At 27.5% G+C, this 16,541-nt stretch carries 19 protein-coding genes and 3 pseudogenes; 13 read left to right on the top strand and 9 right to left on the bottom strand.

The window, feature by feature from the left end:
* Positions 1 to 14 precede the first annotated feature (14 nt).
* From cmk to gpmI, 6 genes are all read left to right on the top strand, one after another.
* A complete protein-coding gene (gene cmk, locus AACK78_RS00685; RefSeq protein WP_338955621.1) occupies positions 15 to 683 on the top strand; it encodes a (d)CMP kinase in 669 nt (222 codons plus the stop codon).
* Positions 684 to 2,000 (top strand): ribosome biogenesis GTPase Der, encoded by a 1,317-nt coding sequence (gene der, locus AACK78_RS00680; protein ID WP_338955618.1) that lies wholly within the window; start codon positions 684 to 686, stop codon positions 1,998 to 2,000.
* Positions 2,001 to 2,011: 11 nt separating this feature from the next.
* The gene (locus tag AACK78_RS00675) at positions 2,012 to 3,022 is read left to right on the top strand and encodes an NAD(P)H-dependent glycerol-3-phosphate dehydrogenase (RefSeq protein ID WP_338955616.1); all 1,011 of its coding nucleotides are present in this window, start codon (positions 2,012 to 2,014) and stop codon (positions 3,020 to 3,022) included.
* Between the two features lie 61 nt (positions 3,023 to 3,083).
* A complete protein-coding gene (locus AACK78_RS00670; RefSeq protein ID WP_338955613.1) occupies positions 3,084 to 4,013 on the top strand; it encodes a hypothetical protein in 930 nt (309 codons plus the stop codon).
* 96 nt (positions 4,014 to 4,109) lie between these two features.
* A complete protein-coding gene (locus AACK78_RS00665) occupies positions 4,110 to 4,922 on the top strand; it encodes a Cof-type HAD-IIB family hydrolase (RefSeq protein ID WP_338955611.1) in 813 nt (270 codons plus the stop codon).
* Between the two features lie 37 nt (positions 4,923 to 4,959).
* Positions 4,960 to 6,537, top strand: a complete 1,578-nt coding sequence (gene gpmI / locus AACK78_RS00660) for a 2,3-bisphosphoglycerate-independent phosphoglycerate mutase (protein ID WP_338955609.1) — start codon at positions 4,960 to 4,962, stop codon at positions 6,535 to 6,537.
* Between the two features lie 700 nt (positions 6,538 to 7,237).
* Here gpmI and AACK78_RS00655 read toward each other — a convergent pair.
* From AACK78_RS00655 to AACK78_RS00635, 7 genes and pseudogenes are all read right to left on the bottom strand, one after another.
* Positions 7,238 to 7,834 (bottom strand): DDE-type integrase/transposase/recombinase, encoded by a 597-nt coding sequence (locus AACK78_RS00655; protein WP_338955607.1) that lies wholly within the window; start codon positions 7,832 to 7,834, stop codon positions 7,238 to 7,240.
* A gap of 21 nt (positions 7,835 to 7,855) precedes the next feature.
* Positions 7,856 to 7,921, bottom strand: a pseudogene (locus AACK78_RS07170) (hypothetical protein); the annotation flags it as partial.
* 199 nt (positions 7,922 to 8,120) lie between these two features.
* On the bottom strand, positions 8,121 to 8,360 hold the full coding sequence (locus AACK78_RS00650) for a transposase family protein (RefSeq protein ID WP_338955605.1): 240 nt from the start codon (positions 8,358 to 8,360) through the stop codon (positions 8,121 to 8,123).
* A gap of 44 nt (positions 8,361 to 8,404) precedes the next feature.
* A complete protein-coding gene (gene rsmA / locus AACK78_RS00645) occupies positions 8,405 to 9,271 on the bottom strand; it encodes a 16S rRNA (adenine(1518)-N(6)/adenine(1519)-N(6))-dimethyltransferase RsmA (RefSeq protein ID WP_338955603.1) in 867 nt (288 codons plus the stop codon).
* A 295-nt stretch (positions 9,272 to 9,566) separates the two neighbouring features.
* Positions 9,567 to 10,163, bottom strand: a complete 597-nt coding sequence (locus AACK78_RS00640) for a DDE-type integrase/transposase/recombinase (RefSeq protein ID WP_338955601.1) — start codon at positions 10,161 to 10,163, stop codon at positions 9,567 to 9,569.
* A gap of 21 nt (positions 10,164 to 10,184) precedes the next feature.
* A pseudogene (locus tag AACK78_RS07165) lies at positions 10,185 to 10,250 on the bottom strand (hypothetical protein); the annotation flags it as partial.
* A gap of 173 nt (positions 10,251 to 10,423) precedes the next feature.
* Positions 10,424 to 10,687: a transposase family protein gene (locus tag AACK78_RS00635; RefSeq protein WP_338954390.1), complete on the bottom strand. Its 264-nt coding sequence runs from the start codon at positions 10,685 to 10,687 to the stop codon at positions 10,424 to 10,426.
* A 265-nt stretch (positions 10,688 to 10,952) separates the two neighbouring features.
* Here AACK78_RS00635 and AACK78_RS00630 point away from each other — a divergent pair, with 265 nt between their 5' ends.
* On the top strand, positions 10,953 to 11,087 hold the full coding sequence (locus AACK78_RS00630; RefSeq protein ID WP_338955599.1) for a hypothetical protein: 135 nt from the start codon (positions 10,953 to 10,955) through the stop codon (positions 11,085 to 11,087).
* A 406-nt stretch (positions 11,088 to 11,493) separates the two neighbouring features.
* Positions 11,494 to 12,657, top strand: coding sequence for a hypothetical protein (locus AACK78_RS00625; protein WP_338955597.1), 1,164 nt, complete (start codon positions 11,494 to 11,496; stop codon positions 12,655 to 12,657).
* Between the two features lie 136 nt (positions 12,658 to 12,793).
* Here the strand turns inward: AACK78_RS00625 and AACK78_RS00620 are convergent.
* Positions 12,794 to 13,346 (bottom strand): annotated as a pseudogene (locus AACK78_RS00620) (IS30 family transposase); the annotation flags it as partial.
* 289 nt (positions 13,347 to 13,635) lie between these two features.
* Positions 13,636 to 13,839 carry a hypothetical protein gene (locus AACK78_RS00615; protein WP_338956513.1) on the bottom strand — a complete coding sequence of 68 codons (204 nt, stop codon included), beginning with the start codon at positions 13,837 to 13,839 and terminating at the stop codon, positions 13,636 to 13,638.
* A gap of 165 nt (positions 13,840 to 14,004) precedes the next feature.
* Here AACK78_RS00615 and AACK78_RS00610 point away from each other — a divergent pair, with 165 nt between their 5' ends.
* From AACK78_RS00610 to AACK78_RS00590, 5 genes are all read left to right on the top strand, one after another.
* A complete protein-coding gene (locus tag AACK78_RS00610) occupies positions 14,005 to 14,244 on the top strand; it encodes a hypothetical protein (protein WP_338955592.1) in 240 nt (79 codons plus the stop codon).
* Between the two features lie 75 nt (positions 14,245 to 14,319).
* Positions 14,320 to 14,487: a hypothetical protein gene (locus AACK78_RS00605; protein ID WP_338955590.1), complete on the top strand. Its 168-nt coding sequence runs from the start codon at positions 14,320 to 14,322 to the stop codon at positions 14,485 to 14,487.
* A gap of 19 nt (positions 14,488 to 14,506) precedes the next feature.
* Positions 14,507 to 15,910 carry a transcription termination factor NusA gene (nusA, locus tag AACK78_RS00600; protein WP_338955588.1) on the top strand — a complete coding sequence of 468 codons (1,404 nt, stop codon included), beginning with the start codon at positions 14,507 to 14,509 and terminating at the stop codon, positions 15,908 to 15,910.
* Between the two features lie 28 nt (positions 15,911 to 15,938).
* Entirely contained in the window at positions 15,939 to 16,214 is a 276-nt protein-coding gene (rnpM, locus tag AACK78_RS00595) for an RNase P modulator RnpM (RefSeq protein WP_338955585.1), read from the top strand.
* A gap of 2 nt (positions 16,215 to 16,216) precedes the next feature.
* The gene (locus AACK78_RS00590; protein ID WP_338955584.1) at positions 16,217 to 16,522 is read left to right on the top strand and encodes a 50S ribosomal protein L7ae-like protein; all 306 of its coding nucleotides are present in this window, start codon (positions 16,217 to 16,219) and stop codon (positions 16,520 to 16,522) included.
* Positions 16,523 to 16,541: the final 19 nt, after the last annotated feature.

Raw genomic sequence — 16,541 nt, 5'->3', positions numbered from 1 at the left:
AATAGGAGAAGATGATGAAAATAAATATTGCGATTGATGGGCCAGCTGGTAGTGGTAAATCCTCTGCTGGTTATGAATTGGCTAAAAAATTAAATTATCAGTTTATTGATACTGGTTTAACTTATCGTGCCTTTACTTATTTTTGTGTCAAAGGGGACGTTGATTTTACAAACCATCATCAATTGCAAGCACAATTAGCACACTTTAAATATCAAGTTATTAATAATCAAGTTTATGTTAATAATGTTGATGTTACTGACAAGTTACAAACCAATATCGTTCTTGATAATATCAACAAAATTACGGGGATTGATTTTATTCGCACAACAATGGTTTGTTTGCAACGAAAATTAGTTATTAAGAAAGGGAATGTTGTTGTTGGCCGTGATATTACAACGGTTATAGTACCTGATGCTGAAGTAAAAATTTATTTAACAGCTAGTATTGTCGCGCGTGCGGAACGACGATGAAATCAAAATAAGGAAAATCATATTACTCCTAATAGTTTAGTAAAAATTACAGCAAAATTAACTGAACGGGATTATGTTGATACAACCCGAACAGTAGGGCCATTAACAATTGCCCCGGGCGCAATTGTTATTGATAGTAGTGGATTAACATTTGCTGAAACAGTAGCAAAAATTTATCAAGTAGTAAGTACTTATCAGAAAGCAGGGAAATAAATGGCACAAAAAGGAACTGTTGCAATTATAGGACGGCCAAATGTTGGGAAATCAACATTATTTAATCGTATCATTAAAAATCGGCTTGCCATTGTTGAAGATACTCCTGGTGTGACGCGTGACCGCATTTATGCTTTTTCAGAATGATTGACCCGTGAATTTTTAATTATTGATACTGGTGGAATTACGTTAAATAATATAGCAATGTTTGCCCAAAAAATTAAAATGCAAGCTGAAATTGCAATTGAAGAAGCAGATATTATTATTTTTGTTTTATCATACAAAGAAGGGATTACTTCCGATGATGAGATGATTGCTAAAATTTTATATCGAGCAAAAAAAACAGTTCTTTTAGTTATTAATAAATATGATAAACAAGAAAAAGAAAGTGAATTGTATGAATATATGACATTAGGATTTGGCGAGCCAATTGCGGTGTCAGCAGTCCATGGAATTGGGGTGGGAGATTTATTAGACCAAGTAATTTCGCATTTAGATCAAATTCCCGTTCAACCAAAAACAGAAGGGATTCATTTTTCATTAATTGGAAAACCAAATGTTGGGAAATCTTCCTTAACAAATGCCATTTTAGGTGAAGAACGTGTAATTGTTTCACCAATTGCGGGAACAACTACCGATTCAATTGATACCAGTTTTAAACGAAATACCCAACTTTATACTGTAATTGATACGGCTGGTATTCGCCGCAAGGGAAAGGTTTATGAAAAGCTCGAAAAATATAGTGTTCTACGGGCTGTTAGTGCTATTGAACGAAGTGATCTTGTTTTACTAATTATTGATGGTACAATTCCTATTACTGATCAAGATACTAATATTGCTGGAATTGCCTTTGAACAAAATAAACCAATTATTTTAGTTGTTAATAAATGAGATGCGGTAGCTGAAAAAGATGATCAGTCAATGCAAAAAATTGAAAAAAGTATCCGCGGTTATTTTAAATATTTAAATTATGCTAAAATGGTTTTTGTTTCGGCATTAGAAAAAAAACGTTTGCATCTTTTATTTCAAACAATTGATGAAGTTTATGCTGGGTTAACCCAGCGGGTTAAAACTAGTGTTTTAAATGAAATTTTAGTTAAAGTTCAATTATTAAATCCCCCGCCAGATTTTAATGGTGGTCGTTTAAAAATCTATTATGCAACACAACCCGAGAGTATGATTCCGACTTTTATTATGTTTTGTAATAATCCAAAATATATTCATTTTTCTTATAAAAGGTTTTTTGAAAATCAAATTCGTGAGTATTTTGGTTTTGATGGGGTCCCAATGAAAATATTATTTAGAGAGAGAAAGTAATGAGGTAGATTATGATGAAAAAAGAACAAAAGAATATCACTATTATTGGAACCGGTGCATACGGAACTGTCTTAGCAAATGTTTTAACAGATAACGACCATAATGTTATTATGTATGGTATTGAAAACAAAGAAGTTAATGATATTAATGATGATCATTTAAATCGTCATTTTTTTGCGGATTTAAAAATTAATAAAGAAATTAAAGCAACAACAAATTTTGGTGAAGCAGTGGAAGATGCCGAATATATTATTTTAGGAATTCCTGTTGTGGCAATTAAACCAATTATTGATAAAATTAATCAAACAGTGAAAAAACCCGTTGTTATCATTAATGTTGCAAAGGGCTTAGACCCTGAAACACATGAAATTTTATCAAAATCAATTGTTAAATTAATTAGTCCAAGCATTTTAAAAGCATATGCTGGTATTTATGGACCAAGTATTGCTAAGGAAGTATTACAACGAAAACCGACTTGCATTATGGCAGTTTCCAATGATCTTGGTATTGCCCAAGAAGTTCAAGGATTGTTTAATAATGAATATTTTGTTACTTTTGCTGACACTGATGTGATTGGCGCTGAATATGCTGTTGCCTTGAAAAATGCTGTTGCTATTGCTTCAGGAATCTTTAATGGTCTTTATGAATCAGATAATGCTAAAGCATCATTAATTACGATGGGATTAAATGAGATTAAACTTTTTGCAAATGCAAAAGGAGCCCGGATTGAAACTTTTTTAAACTTTGCCGGCTTAGCGGATTTAATTTTAACGGTTACTTCTAAAAAATCACGAAATTATACTCTTGGTTTTGAAATTGGCCAAGCTGATGATGCGGAAAAAGTTTTAGCGAGTTATCCAAAAACAGTCGAAGGAGTTTTAACTTGTAAAACAATTGTGTTAGACGCGCAAGCTAATAATATTACTTTACCGTTGTTTGAAACTTTATATGATATTTTATATAATTGTAAACGCCCAAGCATTATCATTAACAATGTTTTTACAAAGGCAATATTATCTTAAAAGGGGGCCTTTTATGGTATAATCATAGTATAAAGTATATGAAAATAAAGAGTATGTAATTATGAATAAAATGGAAGGGCACAAAATGAATTTTAAACATTCTTTTAATAATGGTTTAGGCAACAAACCAGAAAGTAATCAACAACAAGTTTCTCTTAACCAGGGAAATATTTTTAATGCTTCATCGCAACAACAATATCAACAAAATAATTCTAATCAGAATTATAATCCAATGAATTCTGTCGAAGGAGGACAAATTGCACAACAATATGGTCAACATTTAGGACAAAATGTTTCATCACAACAATATTCACAACAAAAAAATTCTGGGGTGCAACAATATCAACCAAACAATTCTAATCAAAATTATCATCCGATAACTACTTCAGAAAGAGGGCAATCACAACAATATTTGCAACAACAAAATTTAATGCAACGTCCACCACAATTTGGACCACAAAAAAATTCTGGGGTGCAACAATATCAACAAAATATTGGGGCTCAGAATTATAATGCAATCAATAATGTTAATCAGAGTGGAACATCATTCCAACAACAATATCAACAACACGGGAATGTTAATTGCTACGAACAACAAAATAGTCAGGGTTTAAATTCTTCGCCAGGAAATGGCCAACAAACAACAGGACAAGGAGTCCAAAATCAAACAATTGCGGAAAAAATTGCTAATATTAAAAATGGTAATTCAGTTAAAGCGGCAGATTTAATTAACAATGATAAAAATCAACCAGGAAGAAACAAAACAAGTCATCAATTAAATATTGATGCTAATTCTACCGAGGTTAAATGTCAATGTAAAAATTGAACTAAAAAATCACGCTCAGGGTTAGTTGTTTTTCTTACTCTGTTTGGGGTGTTAATTATTTTAGGCAGTTGTGTCGGAGCTATTTATGGTTTTCGTCCCCAAATTAAAGATTGATTACTTAAAGCAGAAACTGCCACTGAAATTAAAACAGCAATTAGGGAGTAATTGTATGGATTATTAATTAACTTTTAAATCATATTTTCAAATATGGGTTTTTTTACAATATAATTATAAGTTTTTTAAAATAGAAAGTAGGGAATTATGACTAAGATTAAATTAATTGCATTGGATATGGATGGTACTGCTTGTTCTTTTTACCAAGAGATTCATGCAATAAATATTGAACCAATTATTAAAGCACAAGAAATGGGAGTACGAGTTGTTTTTGCAACAGGGCGGCCAGTATTGACTTCCTTATCTGAAGCATTACGAGTGAAAATGGATTATTTTCAGCAATACTTTATTGGTTTCAATGGGGCGTGTATTTATGATATTAAAGCCAATAAAATAGCTTATCAACAAATTTTATCAGTGTTGCAAGTTAATTTTTTATTTCAATTAGCAGAGAAATATTATAAGAAATTATGATGTTATATTGATGATTTAACAAAAGTTATTGTTAATTTTGATCCTGTTGCGGAACAAAATCCTGAATTAGTCTTTTTTAACGGGGAGTTTATTCAGTATGATTCGGCAGTTGAAATTCAGAACACAAGTTACAAATGTATTGTGATGGATGTTGATGAAAACGATCAATTTATTATTGCTGCTCGTGCCGAGAAAATTGAGATTGCAATTAATGTAGCAAAGACAGCAGAAATAAATGCTCCTGGAATTAGTAAATTAGCTGGACTAAAATGAATTTCAACCCAATGAAAGATTGCTTTATCGGAAATGATGGCAATTGGGGACAGTATGAATGACTATTGAATGATTAAAAGTGTTGGTTTAGGAATTGCAATGGGTAATGGACAAGAACAAATTAAAGCCATTGCCAAGGAAGTAACAAGTAGCGTTGAAACAGGTGGTGTGGCAAAAATAATTGAAAAATATGTTCTCAATGATAAAAAATAATTATATAATTGTTTAGGAAAAAAGGAGAAAGAGGAGAATGAAAGAAAAACAACCGATTTTATTGGTAATTCTTGATGGGTGAGGAATTGCCCCTGATGCGGAAGGGAACGCTATTACGCAAGGACATATGGTGAATGTTGAAATGTTAAAGGCAAAATATCCATTAGTATCAGCGCATGCCTCGGGAGAATGAGTGGGCTTGCCAGAAGGACAAATGGGAAATTCTGAAGTTGGCCATATTCATTTGGGAGCCGGGCGGATTAAATATGAATCATTAACTTTAATTAATAAAGCAATTAAAGATGGAACATTTAAGCAAAACCCAGAAATTTTAGCAGCAATTAATTTTGCGAAAAAAAATAATGGGGCTTTTCATATTATGGGATTATTTTCGGATGGTGGTGTTCATTCATACGTTAACCATATTTTTGCTGCGTATCAATTAGCGGTGCAAGAAGGCTTAAAAGAAATATATTTACATGTTTTCGGTGATGGTCGTGATACTAAACCAGAATGTATTAAAATTTATCTTGAACAATTTCAACAATTACAGGAACAATTAAAAGTTGGGGTTATTGCCACAATTGCGGGACGTTATTATGCGATGGATCGTGATAAAAAATATGACCGTGTACAAGTGGCTTATGATGTTTTAGTTGCCAGAAAAGGGGCAGAATTTAGTGATCCAATCGAATATATTGATCGCGAATATGCTGCTGGACGTAATGATGAATTTTTAATGCCAGCGTATAATGTTAATGCGCCAAAAGGATATATTAAAGCGGGTGATGGGGTCTTTTTTGCTAATTTTCGCCCTGATCGTGCGATTGCCATTGCTTCAGCATTAACAAATCCTGCTTTTCCAGGCAATGAAGCAGAAACTTATTTTACGCTAAAATTAAAAGATATTTATTTTGTTTCAATGATGGAATATGCCGAAACAGTTGCTTCAAAACATGTTGCTTTTAAACCAATTGAAGTTGTTAATGGGTTAGGCGAATGATTAAGCAAAAAAGGTTATCGTCAATTACGAATTGCTGAAACAGAAAAAATTGCGCATGTTACATTTTTCTTTGATGGGGGAAAAGATTATTTTAAAAATGGTTTAGCGACTCAAGCAGAAATTACTTTACCTGGGGCCTCAGCAGATTTAATCCCATCACCAAAAGTATCCACATATGATTTAAAACCAGAAATGTCAGTATATGAAATTACTGATAAATTAATTACCAAACTTCAAAGCAATGAATTTGATGTTATTATTTTAAATTTTGCTAATTGTGATATGGTTGGGCATACTGGAATGCTACCCGCCGTAATTAAAGCGGTTAAAGCAATTGATAATTGTCTTGGTAAAATTTATGAAGTAATCCAAAAAGTTAATGGAATTATGATTATTACCGCTGATCATGGTAATGCTGAAGTTATGATTGACGAAACTGGTGGCCCAAATAAGAAACATACTTCCCAGTTAGTGCCAATTATTATTACAAAAGCAGGAATCAAATTACGTGAAGATAACCCAGCTATTGCTGATGTTGCCCCAACAATTTTAGATTTATTAGGGGAAGAAATTCCTGCAGAAATGACACAACCTTCATTAATTGTAAAATAAAAAGATATTGCAAAATATCTTTTTTATATAACGGCTATGATATTAATAAATATTTTGCAATTTTGAATTCATTTTTATTTGATTTGGTATTTATATTTTACAGTGTATACTGTAAAATATAAATCATAAAAAGTTAATAAAATTATAAAAAATTAAAAATAAAAAACAATAATCACAAAAAATATTAAATTAAAAATATTGTTTTTAATATTTATTTTTAAAATTATAAAATTAAACACAACAAAAAATAAATTTTACTAATCTTAACAAACACTAATTTAATTTAAAAAAATTTTTTTAAATTATTGTCTTGATGTAAAATTTTCCAAGCAAGGTCTAATTGTGGTATTTAATATATCTAAAATAGATTTTAATCTACTACGAATATTAATTAATGACTCATTTTGAGCCAATCAACGTCTTATATCTCTATTTATTCTTTCTACTAATGCTTTCTGACGAGGTTTACCAGGATCACAAAAATAAACTCTTATTTTAAAGTGTTTTTCTATTATTTTTCATCTATAAAATTATTTTCCTCTATCGGTTAAAATACAACTAAATTTACTAATACTAATTTATTTAATCATTTTCATTAAAATTGTTAATACAATATAGACTGCACCCAAAAAAGTAAGTAAAGAAAAAAAGTCTTTGCTCTTTAGACTGCACCCTGTTTAGTAAGTATTAATAAAAAGGTTTACAAACTTTCATTTATTATATATTTTTCTTTTTGGTTTGAATATCATTTATTTCATTTTTTAACATCATTAATATATTCATTATGAGATTTATAATTTTTATTATGGATTGTTCCTTTTTTAAGTAATGAATGAAAACTTTCAATAATAATGTTGTCTGCACAATGATAATTTTTACCCATTGAAATTATAATTTTGTTATCTAAACATTTACTATTGTAATCTTTAGATGTATATTGATATCCGTAATCTGAATGAATTATTATTTTATTTAAATCTTTTTTTATTTTTTTAATTTTATTAATTGCATCATTTAAATTATCAATTACAAGTTTGTTATTATTAAATTTTGATCATTTTACATCAATAATTTCTTTAGTATATCCATCAAGTATTGTTGATTGATAATGTTTTTTACCATTTCAAATTAAATAAGTTACATCAGTAAATAAAATTGAAAATCTTTCTTTAATATCATTAAAATTACGATTTACTAAATCAGGATATTTAATTATATTTTTATTTCTATTTTGTTTTATTAATATTTTTCTACGCATACGCTTTACATATTCAGCTTGAATATTATTTTCTTTCATAATTCGCAATACTTTCTTAACATTATAAACAATGCCATAATCTTCTTTTAAATATTTGGTAATTCGACGATAACCAAATTGTTTTAAATTTTCTTCATAGACTTTTACAATATTTTTTAATGATTCGCTATCCTTACCATTACTTGAATAATTTTTATATTTATCTCAATAACTACGCTTTAAATCTGTTATATCAAGTAATAAATTTAGTGGATATTTATTAATGTTTTCTTTGATAAAAGATACAATTTTTCTTTTATTTAATTGTAAAAGTCATGAAGCTTTTTTAGTAATTCATACCTAACTTTGTAATAGGTTTAAATCTCTTTTTTTCAAATGATTCTTTTGGACCTTTATTGGTGTTTAAAATTCCTTTCTTAAAATTTTCATACCATGAAGCAACAGTTTTTTTATTAATTTGATATTTTTTTGCAATAAAACTTATACTATTATTTTTAACCTCGTGTACTATCATTTTTCGAAAATATGCTGTATATTTATTAAATTTTTGTCCTTTTCTTGCCATATAAAAATGCACCTCCTTTAAAGTTTAGCAAAGACTTTTTTTCTTTACTTACTCTTTTGGGTGCAGTCTACTCTGTATGATTTAGTTTTACAATATACAAATAAAATATAAAAATCATTTAAACTTAAATTTTCAGAACGTAAATTTAAAGAATAGTGTAATTTCAGTAAAACATCTGATGCTAAGGTTTTATCATTAACAATGCCTGATAAATTATTTAAAATTGTTTTTCGTTTTGTTGCAAACATCATCCGAACAAAGTTAATAAATTCTTCTTCATCCTTTAAGCTTGGATATTTTTTATTTAATTTAAATTTTAAAACAATACTATCAACTTTTGGAACGGGCATAAAATTATTTCGTCCAACTAAACTAACTTTTTCAATATCACTATAGAACTGACAAACAACCGAAAAGCTATTATAAGCTTTGAAATTTGGTTGTGCCATAATTCGTTCTCCAACTTCTTTTTGCATCATTAAAATAATCTCTGTTACTTTTGAATTTTTTATTTTTAATAATTTAAAAATAATTGGTGAAGTAATATAATAAGGAATATTAGAAATAATACTAATTGGATTATTATCGAAAAATTCTGTTAAAAATAATGTCTCTAAATCAAGATTCAAAATATCAGCCTCAATAACTTTTAAGTTTTGATCTTTAAATTTTACTGTTAAGTATTTTACTAAATCCGAATCAATTTCAACACAGACAAGTTTATTTCCTTTTGCCAAAATATAACTTGTCAAGGCTCCCATCCCGGGACCAATTTCTAAAATATTTGTTTTTGGTAAATCAAAGGCACTATCAACAATTAAATTAATAAAATAAGGATTTGTTAAAAAATTTTGCCCTTTAATTTTCTTGGCAACAATACCTTCTATTTCCATTTCTTGATTTTTTTTCATTATTTCTCCTGTATACTGTAAAACTAAATCATAAAAAGTTAATAAAATTATAACAAATTAAAAATAAAAAACAATAATCACAAAAAATATTAAATTAAAAATATTGTTTTTAATATTTATTTTTAAAATTATAAAATTAAACACAACAAAAAATAAATTTTACTAATCTTAACAAACACTAATTTAATTTAAAAAAATTTTTTTAAAATATTGTCTTGATGTAAAATTTTCCAAGCAAGGTCTAATTATGGTATTATTAGACTGCACCCTGTTTAGTAAGTATTAATAAAAAGGTTTACAAACTTTCATTTATTATATATTTTTCTTTTTGGTTTGAATATAATTTATTTCATTTTTTAACATCATTAATATATTCATTATGAGATTTATAATTTTTATTATGGATTGTTCCTTTTTTAAGTAATGAATGAAAACTTTCAATAATAATGTTGTCTGCATAATGATAATTTTTACCCATTGAAATTATAATTTTGTTATCTAAACATTTACTATTGTAATCTTTAGATGTATATTGATATCCGTGATCTGAATGAATTATTATTTTATTTAAATATTTTTTTATTTTTTTAATTTTATTAATTGCATCATTTAAATTATCAATTACAAGTTTGTTATTATTAAATTTTGATAATTTTACATCAATAATTTTTTTAGTATATCCATCAAGTATTGTTGATTGATAATGTTTTTTACCATTTCAAATTAAATAAGTTACATCAGTAAATAAAATTGAAAATCTTTCTTTAATATCATTAAAATTACGATTTACTAAATCAGGATATTTAATTATATTTTTATTTCTATTTTGTTTTATTAATATTTTTCTACGCATACGCTTTACATATTCAGCTTGAATATTATTTTCTTTCATAATTCGCAATACTTTCTTAGCATTATAAACAATGCCATAATCTTCTTTTAAATATTTGGTAATTCGACGATAACCAAATTGTTTTAAATTTTCTTCATAGACTTTTACAATATTTTTTAATGATTCGCTATCCTTACCATTACTTGAATAATTTTTATATTTATCTCAATAACTACGCTTTAAATCTGTTATATCAAGTAATAAATTTAGTGGATATTTATTAATGTTTTCTTTGATAAAAGATACAATTTTTCTTTTATTTAATTGTAAAAGTCATGAAGCTTTTTTAGTAATTCATACCTAACTTTGTAATAGTTTAAATCTCTTTTTTCAAATGATTCTTTTGGACCTTTATTGGTGTTTAAAATTCCTTTCTTAAAATTTTCATACCATGAAGCAACAGTTTTTTTATTAATTTGATATTTTTTTGCAATAAAACTTATACTATTATTTTTAACCTCTTGTACTATCATTTTTCGAAAATATGCTGTATATTTATTAAATTTTTGTCCTTTTCTTGCCATATAAAAATGCACCTCCTCTAAAGTTTAGCAAAGACTTTTTTTCTTTACTTACTTTTTTGGGTGCAGTCTAATTTCAATTTTAATGAAAATGATTAAACAAATTTGTATTAGTAAATTTAGTTGTATTTTAACCGATAGAGGAAAATAATTTTATAGATGAAAAACAATAGAAAAACACTTTAAAATAAGAGTTTATTTTTGTGATCCTGGTAAACCTCGTCAGAAAGCATTAGTAGAAAGAATAAATAGAGATATAAGGCGTTGATTGGGTCAAAATGAGCCATTAATTAATATTCGTAGTAGATTAAAATCTATTTTAGATATATTAAATACCAGAATTAGACCTTGCTTGGAAAATTTTACATCAAGAAAATATTTTAAAAAAATTTTTTTAAATTAAATTAGTGCTTGTTAAGATTAGTAAAATTTATTTTTTGTTGTGTTTAATTTTATAATTTTAAAAATAAATATTAAAAAAATGTTTTTAATTTAATTTTTTTGTGATTATTGTTTTTTATTTTTAATTTGTTATAATTTTATTAGCTTTTTATGATTTAGTTTTACAGTATACACTAGAGCTACTGCTGTTAATCCAACTCTTTTCGAATGAACTAAAACCCAAACAAAATTCTGCTTTGAAATTATAATTTCATAATTATATTATTTAAATTAAATAAAAAACATAAAAAAAGTTAAAAGAGTTTAACTTTTTTTATGTTTAGTGTAAGATATAACTAATAATTTTAAAGGAAAAGTGAAATTATATCAATATTAGCAAAAAAAGATTGGATTAGGTAAGTATAAATATGGCAGATCAGGTTAACGCAGAGGGACAACTGCTACAAAAAGAAAAATTTACAAAAAATGAATTAGATACAATTCGAATAAAGCGACGTATTATTTTAGGGATTTTATATGGATTAATTTCTGCTGTTGGGTATTCTATTATCCCCTTAATGTTATATATTATTCCAACACATGGACTCTATGGAGATTTAGCATCACCAATTAATGTTACTTTTTATGTTACAGTGCAAGAAATAATGGCAGTTTTTGTGATATTTATTTTTTATAAGCCCAAAATTTTTATTAATTTTTTTAAATTACTTCGTCATAAAGAAACATGACTAGTTGTTTTATATGGTTTCTTAGGTGGCCCAGTTGCGATGGTTTTTTTTCAATTATCAGTATTATTAACAATTACTAATCATGATGGAACAGATGGAACAGTGCCAGGATTATTATTAAACTTAAATGTTATTTTAGCGGCGGTTGGAAGTGCTATTTTCTTTCGTGCTCGTCAAAGTAAATATACTTGGACTGCATTAGCAATTTCAACATTTTTAATTATCGGAATGTCAATTCATTTTGCCCTTGAAGAAAGCCTAGATTGATCGTCGATTGGCGGGATGTGTTTAGCTTTAGTAACAACTGCTTTTTATGCAATGGAAGTAGTAGGGATGTCACATTTAATGAGTTCTTCTAAAATTAAGTTTTCAAATCATGAGACAGTTTCCATTAAGACGGGATCTTCAACATTATTAATGTTATTATTGGGAACTCCAATTGCCGCGGTTTTTTCTCATCAAAGTTTCGTAGATGGGTATAAAGTTTTTGCGAATTTTCAATATTACGATTATGCTTTAATTTTCATTGCAGGGGGGCTTATTATGGGTAGTTCGCGAATTTTATATTATGCTTGTTTAGCAATGGCTGGAGCAACTTATACAACTTCAACCCAATTGTTAATGTTATTTTGAACGCCTATTTTTCAATATATTTTTATTGCAGCAAATGATACAAATGAGGTTGCACCACCAACATGATATTATTGAATTTATGTTGTGCCAATTGTCTTGTGTACTTTTATTATTTCTAGTAATGAGTTTTTGGTTCATGCTAGCAAAGTTGGTTGAAAACAAGCCTTTCATGAATTGTTTGGCAAGATTCCCAAACAAAGTCCAAACTAAGATTTAATAAAAATGCACCTCCTTTAAAGTTTAGCAAAGACTTTTTTTCTTTACTTACTTTTTTGGGTGCAGTCTACAGCTAAAATACAATACTTGCCTTTTTACTAAATAAAATATGATAAAAAAGTATTTTTTATTTACGATTTACTAAAACTAACAAATAAAAATTACCACAATCAAGAGTATCCATTTCTCAAATTCCACTAAAACTTAAATCATTTCCATAATCATTTAAAAATTGCTTATAATCTCTAATATTAAGTAATTTTCCATAATTATCATTTTGTTCCCCATTTTTTGTTTTTTTTTTATTTTTAAAAAATAACATTTCTTTTTTTAAATTAAAATAACCTAATTTAATATATTTATACATTGTTTTAAAACATACACCAAATTTTACATTATATTGTAATTCATACGAAGTAATAATATTTTGTGGCGAACGACTAAAATTATTATATTCATTAGAAAAATGACTTAATTCTTGTGAATTTAACATTGAATATTTACGACATTGTTTTTTATTTTTATCATGTATTTTTTGTCCTTTTGCAGCATTATAATCATTAATATTATCAAAATATATTTAATTCTTGCCAAATAGTTCTATAATCTCTATTCATTTGCTTAGCAATTTTTCGAATATTAATTGTTCCATTTTCCTTTTTAAATAATTCATTATCTTTTAATTTTTACAAATTTACTCTTTTATTAAAATCTAATCTTTCATATTTTTTCACACTTTACCTCCTAAAATACTTAAAATGTTATAATTATTGTGCAATAATTATAACATTTTAAGTATTTTAGGAGCAATCGGATTAAAAGCAACAAGTACAACATCATTAATTAGTTACGAAAAACCAAATAATACTGAAAACGGCGAGTAATAAACCAGAACCCAAACCACAACAACCACCAGTTGGAAGTAATTGAAAATTAATTGAAAATTGTAAATTACGCGGGATAATTTATTCTTTACTTTTTAATTTCAATATCATTTGTAATCTTATTGACAGTATTAATAACAATATCTTTACCATACTTTTTCACTAAGACCGCAAAATTAAATATTGCTTTATTTGCATAATTTCAACCTTCTATAATTAACTTAAAAATTAACTTAAAAAAGTTAACTAAATTAATAGTTAACTTTTTATGATTTATTTTTACAGTATACATAATTAGTGAAATCGTTTAAAATGGATTTAAAAAAATATGCTTGCTTTTTATTAATAAAGGATTATAATAATAATGTAATTAAAAAGGGTCAGGAAAGAGCACAATTGTGCTCTTTCTTTAATGCCATAAATTTAGTTATGTTTGATTAAGAAAGGATGGTGTTGGATGGAACAATTTATACTACAAGAGCAACAATTAAGAACCGCGTTAGCGAATTACTTAACCGAGCAAAACTTAACATTGTTTACCATTAATTTTTTACAAGAATTTGAAACAAATGTTGTGCAAGTGTTAATTGAAGATCAAACAACCGGACTTGATTTAGATCGGTTAACAATTATTAACGAAGAAATTAATCATCTGGTTGATAACCTTGATTTATTTTCAGAAGAGTATTTGTTATAAGTTTCAACACCTGGAGCGGAACGACCATTACGAGATTGAAATGAATTACAACAAACTCTTAATGCATATGTTTATTTGGAATTTAAGGAAAAAGTCAATAATTTAGCTGATGTTATTGGTGAATTAAGAATGGTTAATCAGGAACAGAATCTTACTGTTACTTATTTTATCAAAGGTGCTCGTAAAACGTTACAAATAACTTATCAAAATATTAAATTTGCGCGTTGTGCGGTTAAATTTTAAGAAAGGAACATTATATAGTATGATTGATGGTACAAAAGTATTAACAACAATTGATGAAATTGTTAGTGAAAAACAAATTAGCCGTGATTTAATTTTAGAATCAATTAAAGAAGGAATTAAAAAGGCTTATGAAAAACATTTTGATCCTGAAGCAACAATTGTTGTTGATATTGATCAAAAAACAGGACAAATTAAAGTTGACAAACAATTAACTGTTGTCAAAAAAGTTGAAGATGACTTATTAGAAATTGGATTAAATGAAGCAAAAGCAAAATACGGGGACGAAATTACGATTGATGATAAAATTTATGAACCAGTTAACTCTGAAGAATTTTCTCGGTTAATAATTTTCCAAGCTGGCCAAATTATTAAACAACAAATTAAAGAAGCCGAAAAGGATTCAATATTTGATGAATATATTGTCCAAAAAGGGCATTTAATGACTGGTGTTGTCATTGCCGCGGAAGAAAAATACTTATTAGTCGAAGTTGAACGAACATTTGCTTATATTTCCCGCAAGAATTTAATCTTTTCTGATCATTTTGAAGTTGGCCAAGCAATTATCTTTTTAGCCGAAGATGTTGTTAAGTCAAAAAATGCCGGTCAAATTACTGGTTCTCGAACAAGCAATGATTTTTTATATCGTTTATTAGAACGCGAAATTCCCGAGATTTTTGAACAAGTAATTACTGTTAAAGAAATTGCCCGTGATCCAGGGCGCCGTAGTAAAATTGCGGTTTATAGTACAAATGATAATATTGATCCAATTGGAGCTTGTGTTGGAAGCAAGGGAAGCCGGATTAATAAAGTAACAGCGGAATTACAAGATGAAAAAATTGATATTTGTATTTATAATGATAATAGTCAACAATTTATTATTAACTCATTATCACCAGTAAAAGTAATTTCAATTATAACTAATGAAGAAGGAAAAGAAGCGAATGTTATTGTTCCAGATGAACAATTATCATTAGCAATTGGGAAAGGTGGTAGTGCTGCCAAATTAGTTGCGAAGTTAACGAAATGAAAACTAAATATTATGAGTTACAATGAAGCATTAACTAAACAAATTGAAATTTTATGAAATGGTAATTTAACCGCCGAGGAACTTACGGCTTTACAAGTTAAATTAAAAGATAAAATTAAACCAAAAATAGAAATTACCCCAGAACCTGTGGCAATCACAGTGGGATTACCAATTGAAGAATTTGAAATTATTGAAGAACAAATGGTAGAAGAAATGCTGATTTTGGATGAAGAAAATTATCATGTTGATAATTTAACCGAAGTAAACCCAGCGCTATTAGCCAATGAAATTGAAGAAAATCTTTCTTATTTTGAAACTGAACAATTTGAAAATCAAGATGATGAAGAGGAAGATGATGAAATTAACTATGAAGACTATGATGATTATTACGATTAAGATAAATAATTAATGAGGAGGGAGCAAGATGGCAAACCACAAAAAAATTTCCTTACGAAAATGTGTTATTTCACAACAAATGTTACCAAAAAAAGAATTGGTACGAATTGTTAAGACATCAAACGGGGAAATTATTATTGACCCAAACGGAAAGGCCAATGGTCGTGGTGCTTATTTACGACCAACATTAGAGATTTATGAAAAAGCAAAAAAAAGTAATGTTTTAGAGCGGGCATTAAAAACAAAATTAACTAATCAATTTTACGAAATGTTATATCGTGAAATTAGTGAAGGTTGAGATTAACAATGTTACCACAACAAGGATATAGTTATCTTGGTTTAGCAAAAAGAGGCGGTAACCTCATTACGGGAGTTAGGTTATTACAAGCGATTCAACAAAAAACCGTTTATTTAGTATTAATTAGTATTGATGTTGGCCCAACGCAAGCTAAAAAATATGAACAAAAATGTTTTTATTATCATATTCTTTATTTTAGGTGCCTTGATTTCAATTTAACTCAACAAGCTTTAGGAATGGATAATGTTAAAACAATAGGGATTAAGGATCAACATCTTGTCCAAAGGTTGTTAACATTATTAAATAATTCTTAAAAATCAAAAAGGAGGAGGG

The organism is Spiroplasma endosymbiont of Polydrusus cervinus (assembly GCF_964019755.1).
Lineage (GTDB): Bacteria > Bacillota_I > Bacilli_A > Mycoplasmatales > Mycoplasmataceae > Spiroplasma.
Note: the sequence above shows the minus strand (reverse complement) of the source record. Positions and strands in the feature narration are given on the sequence as shown.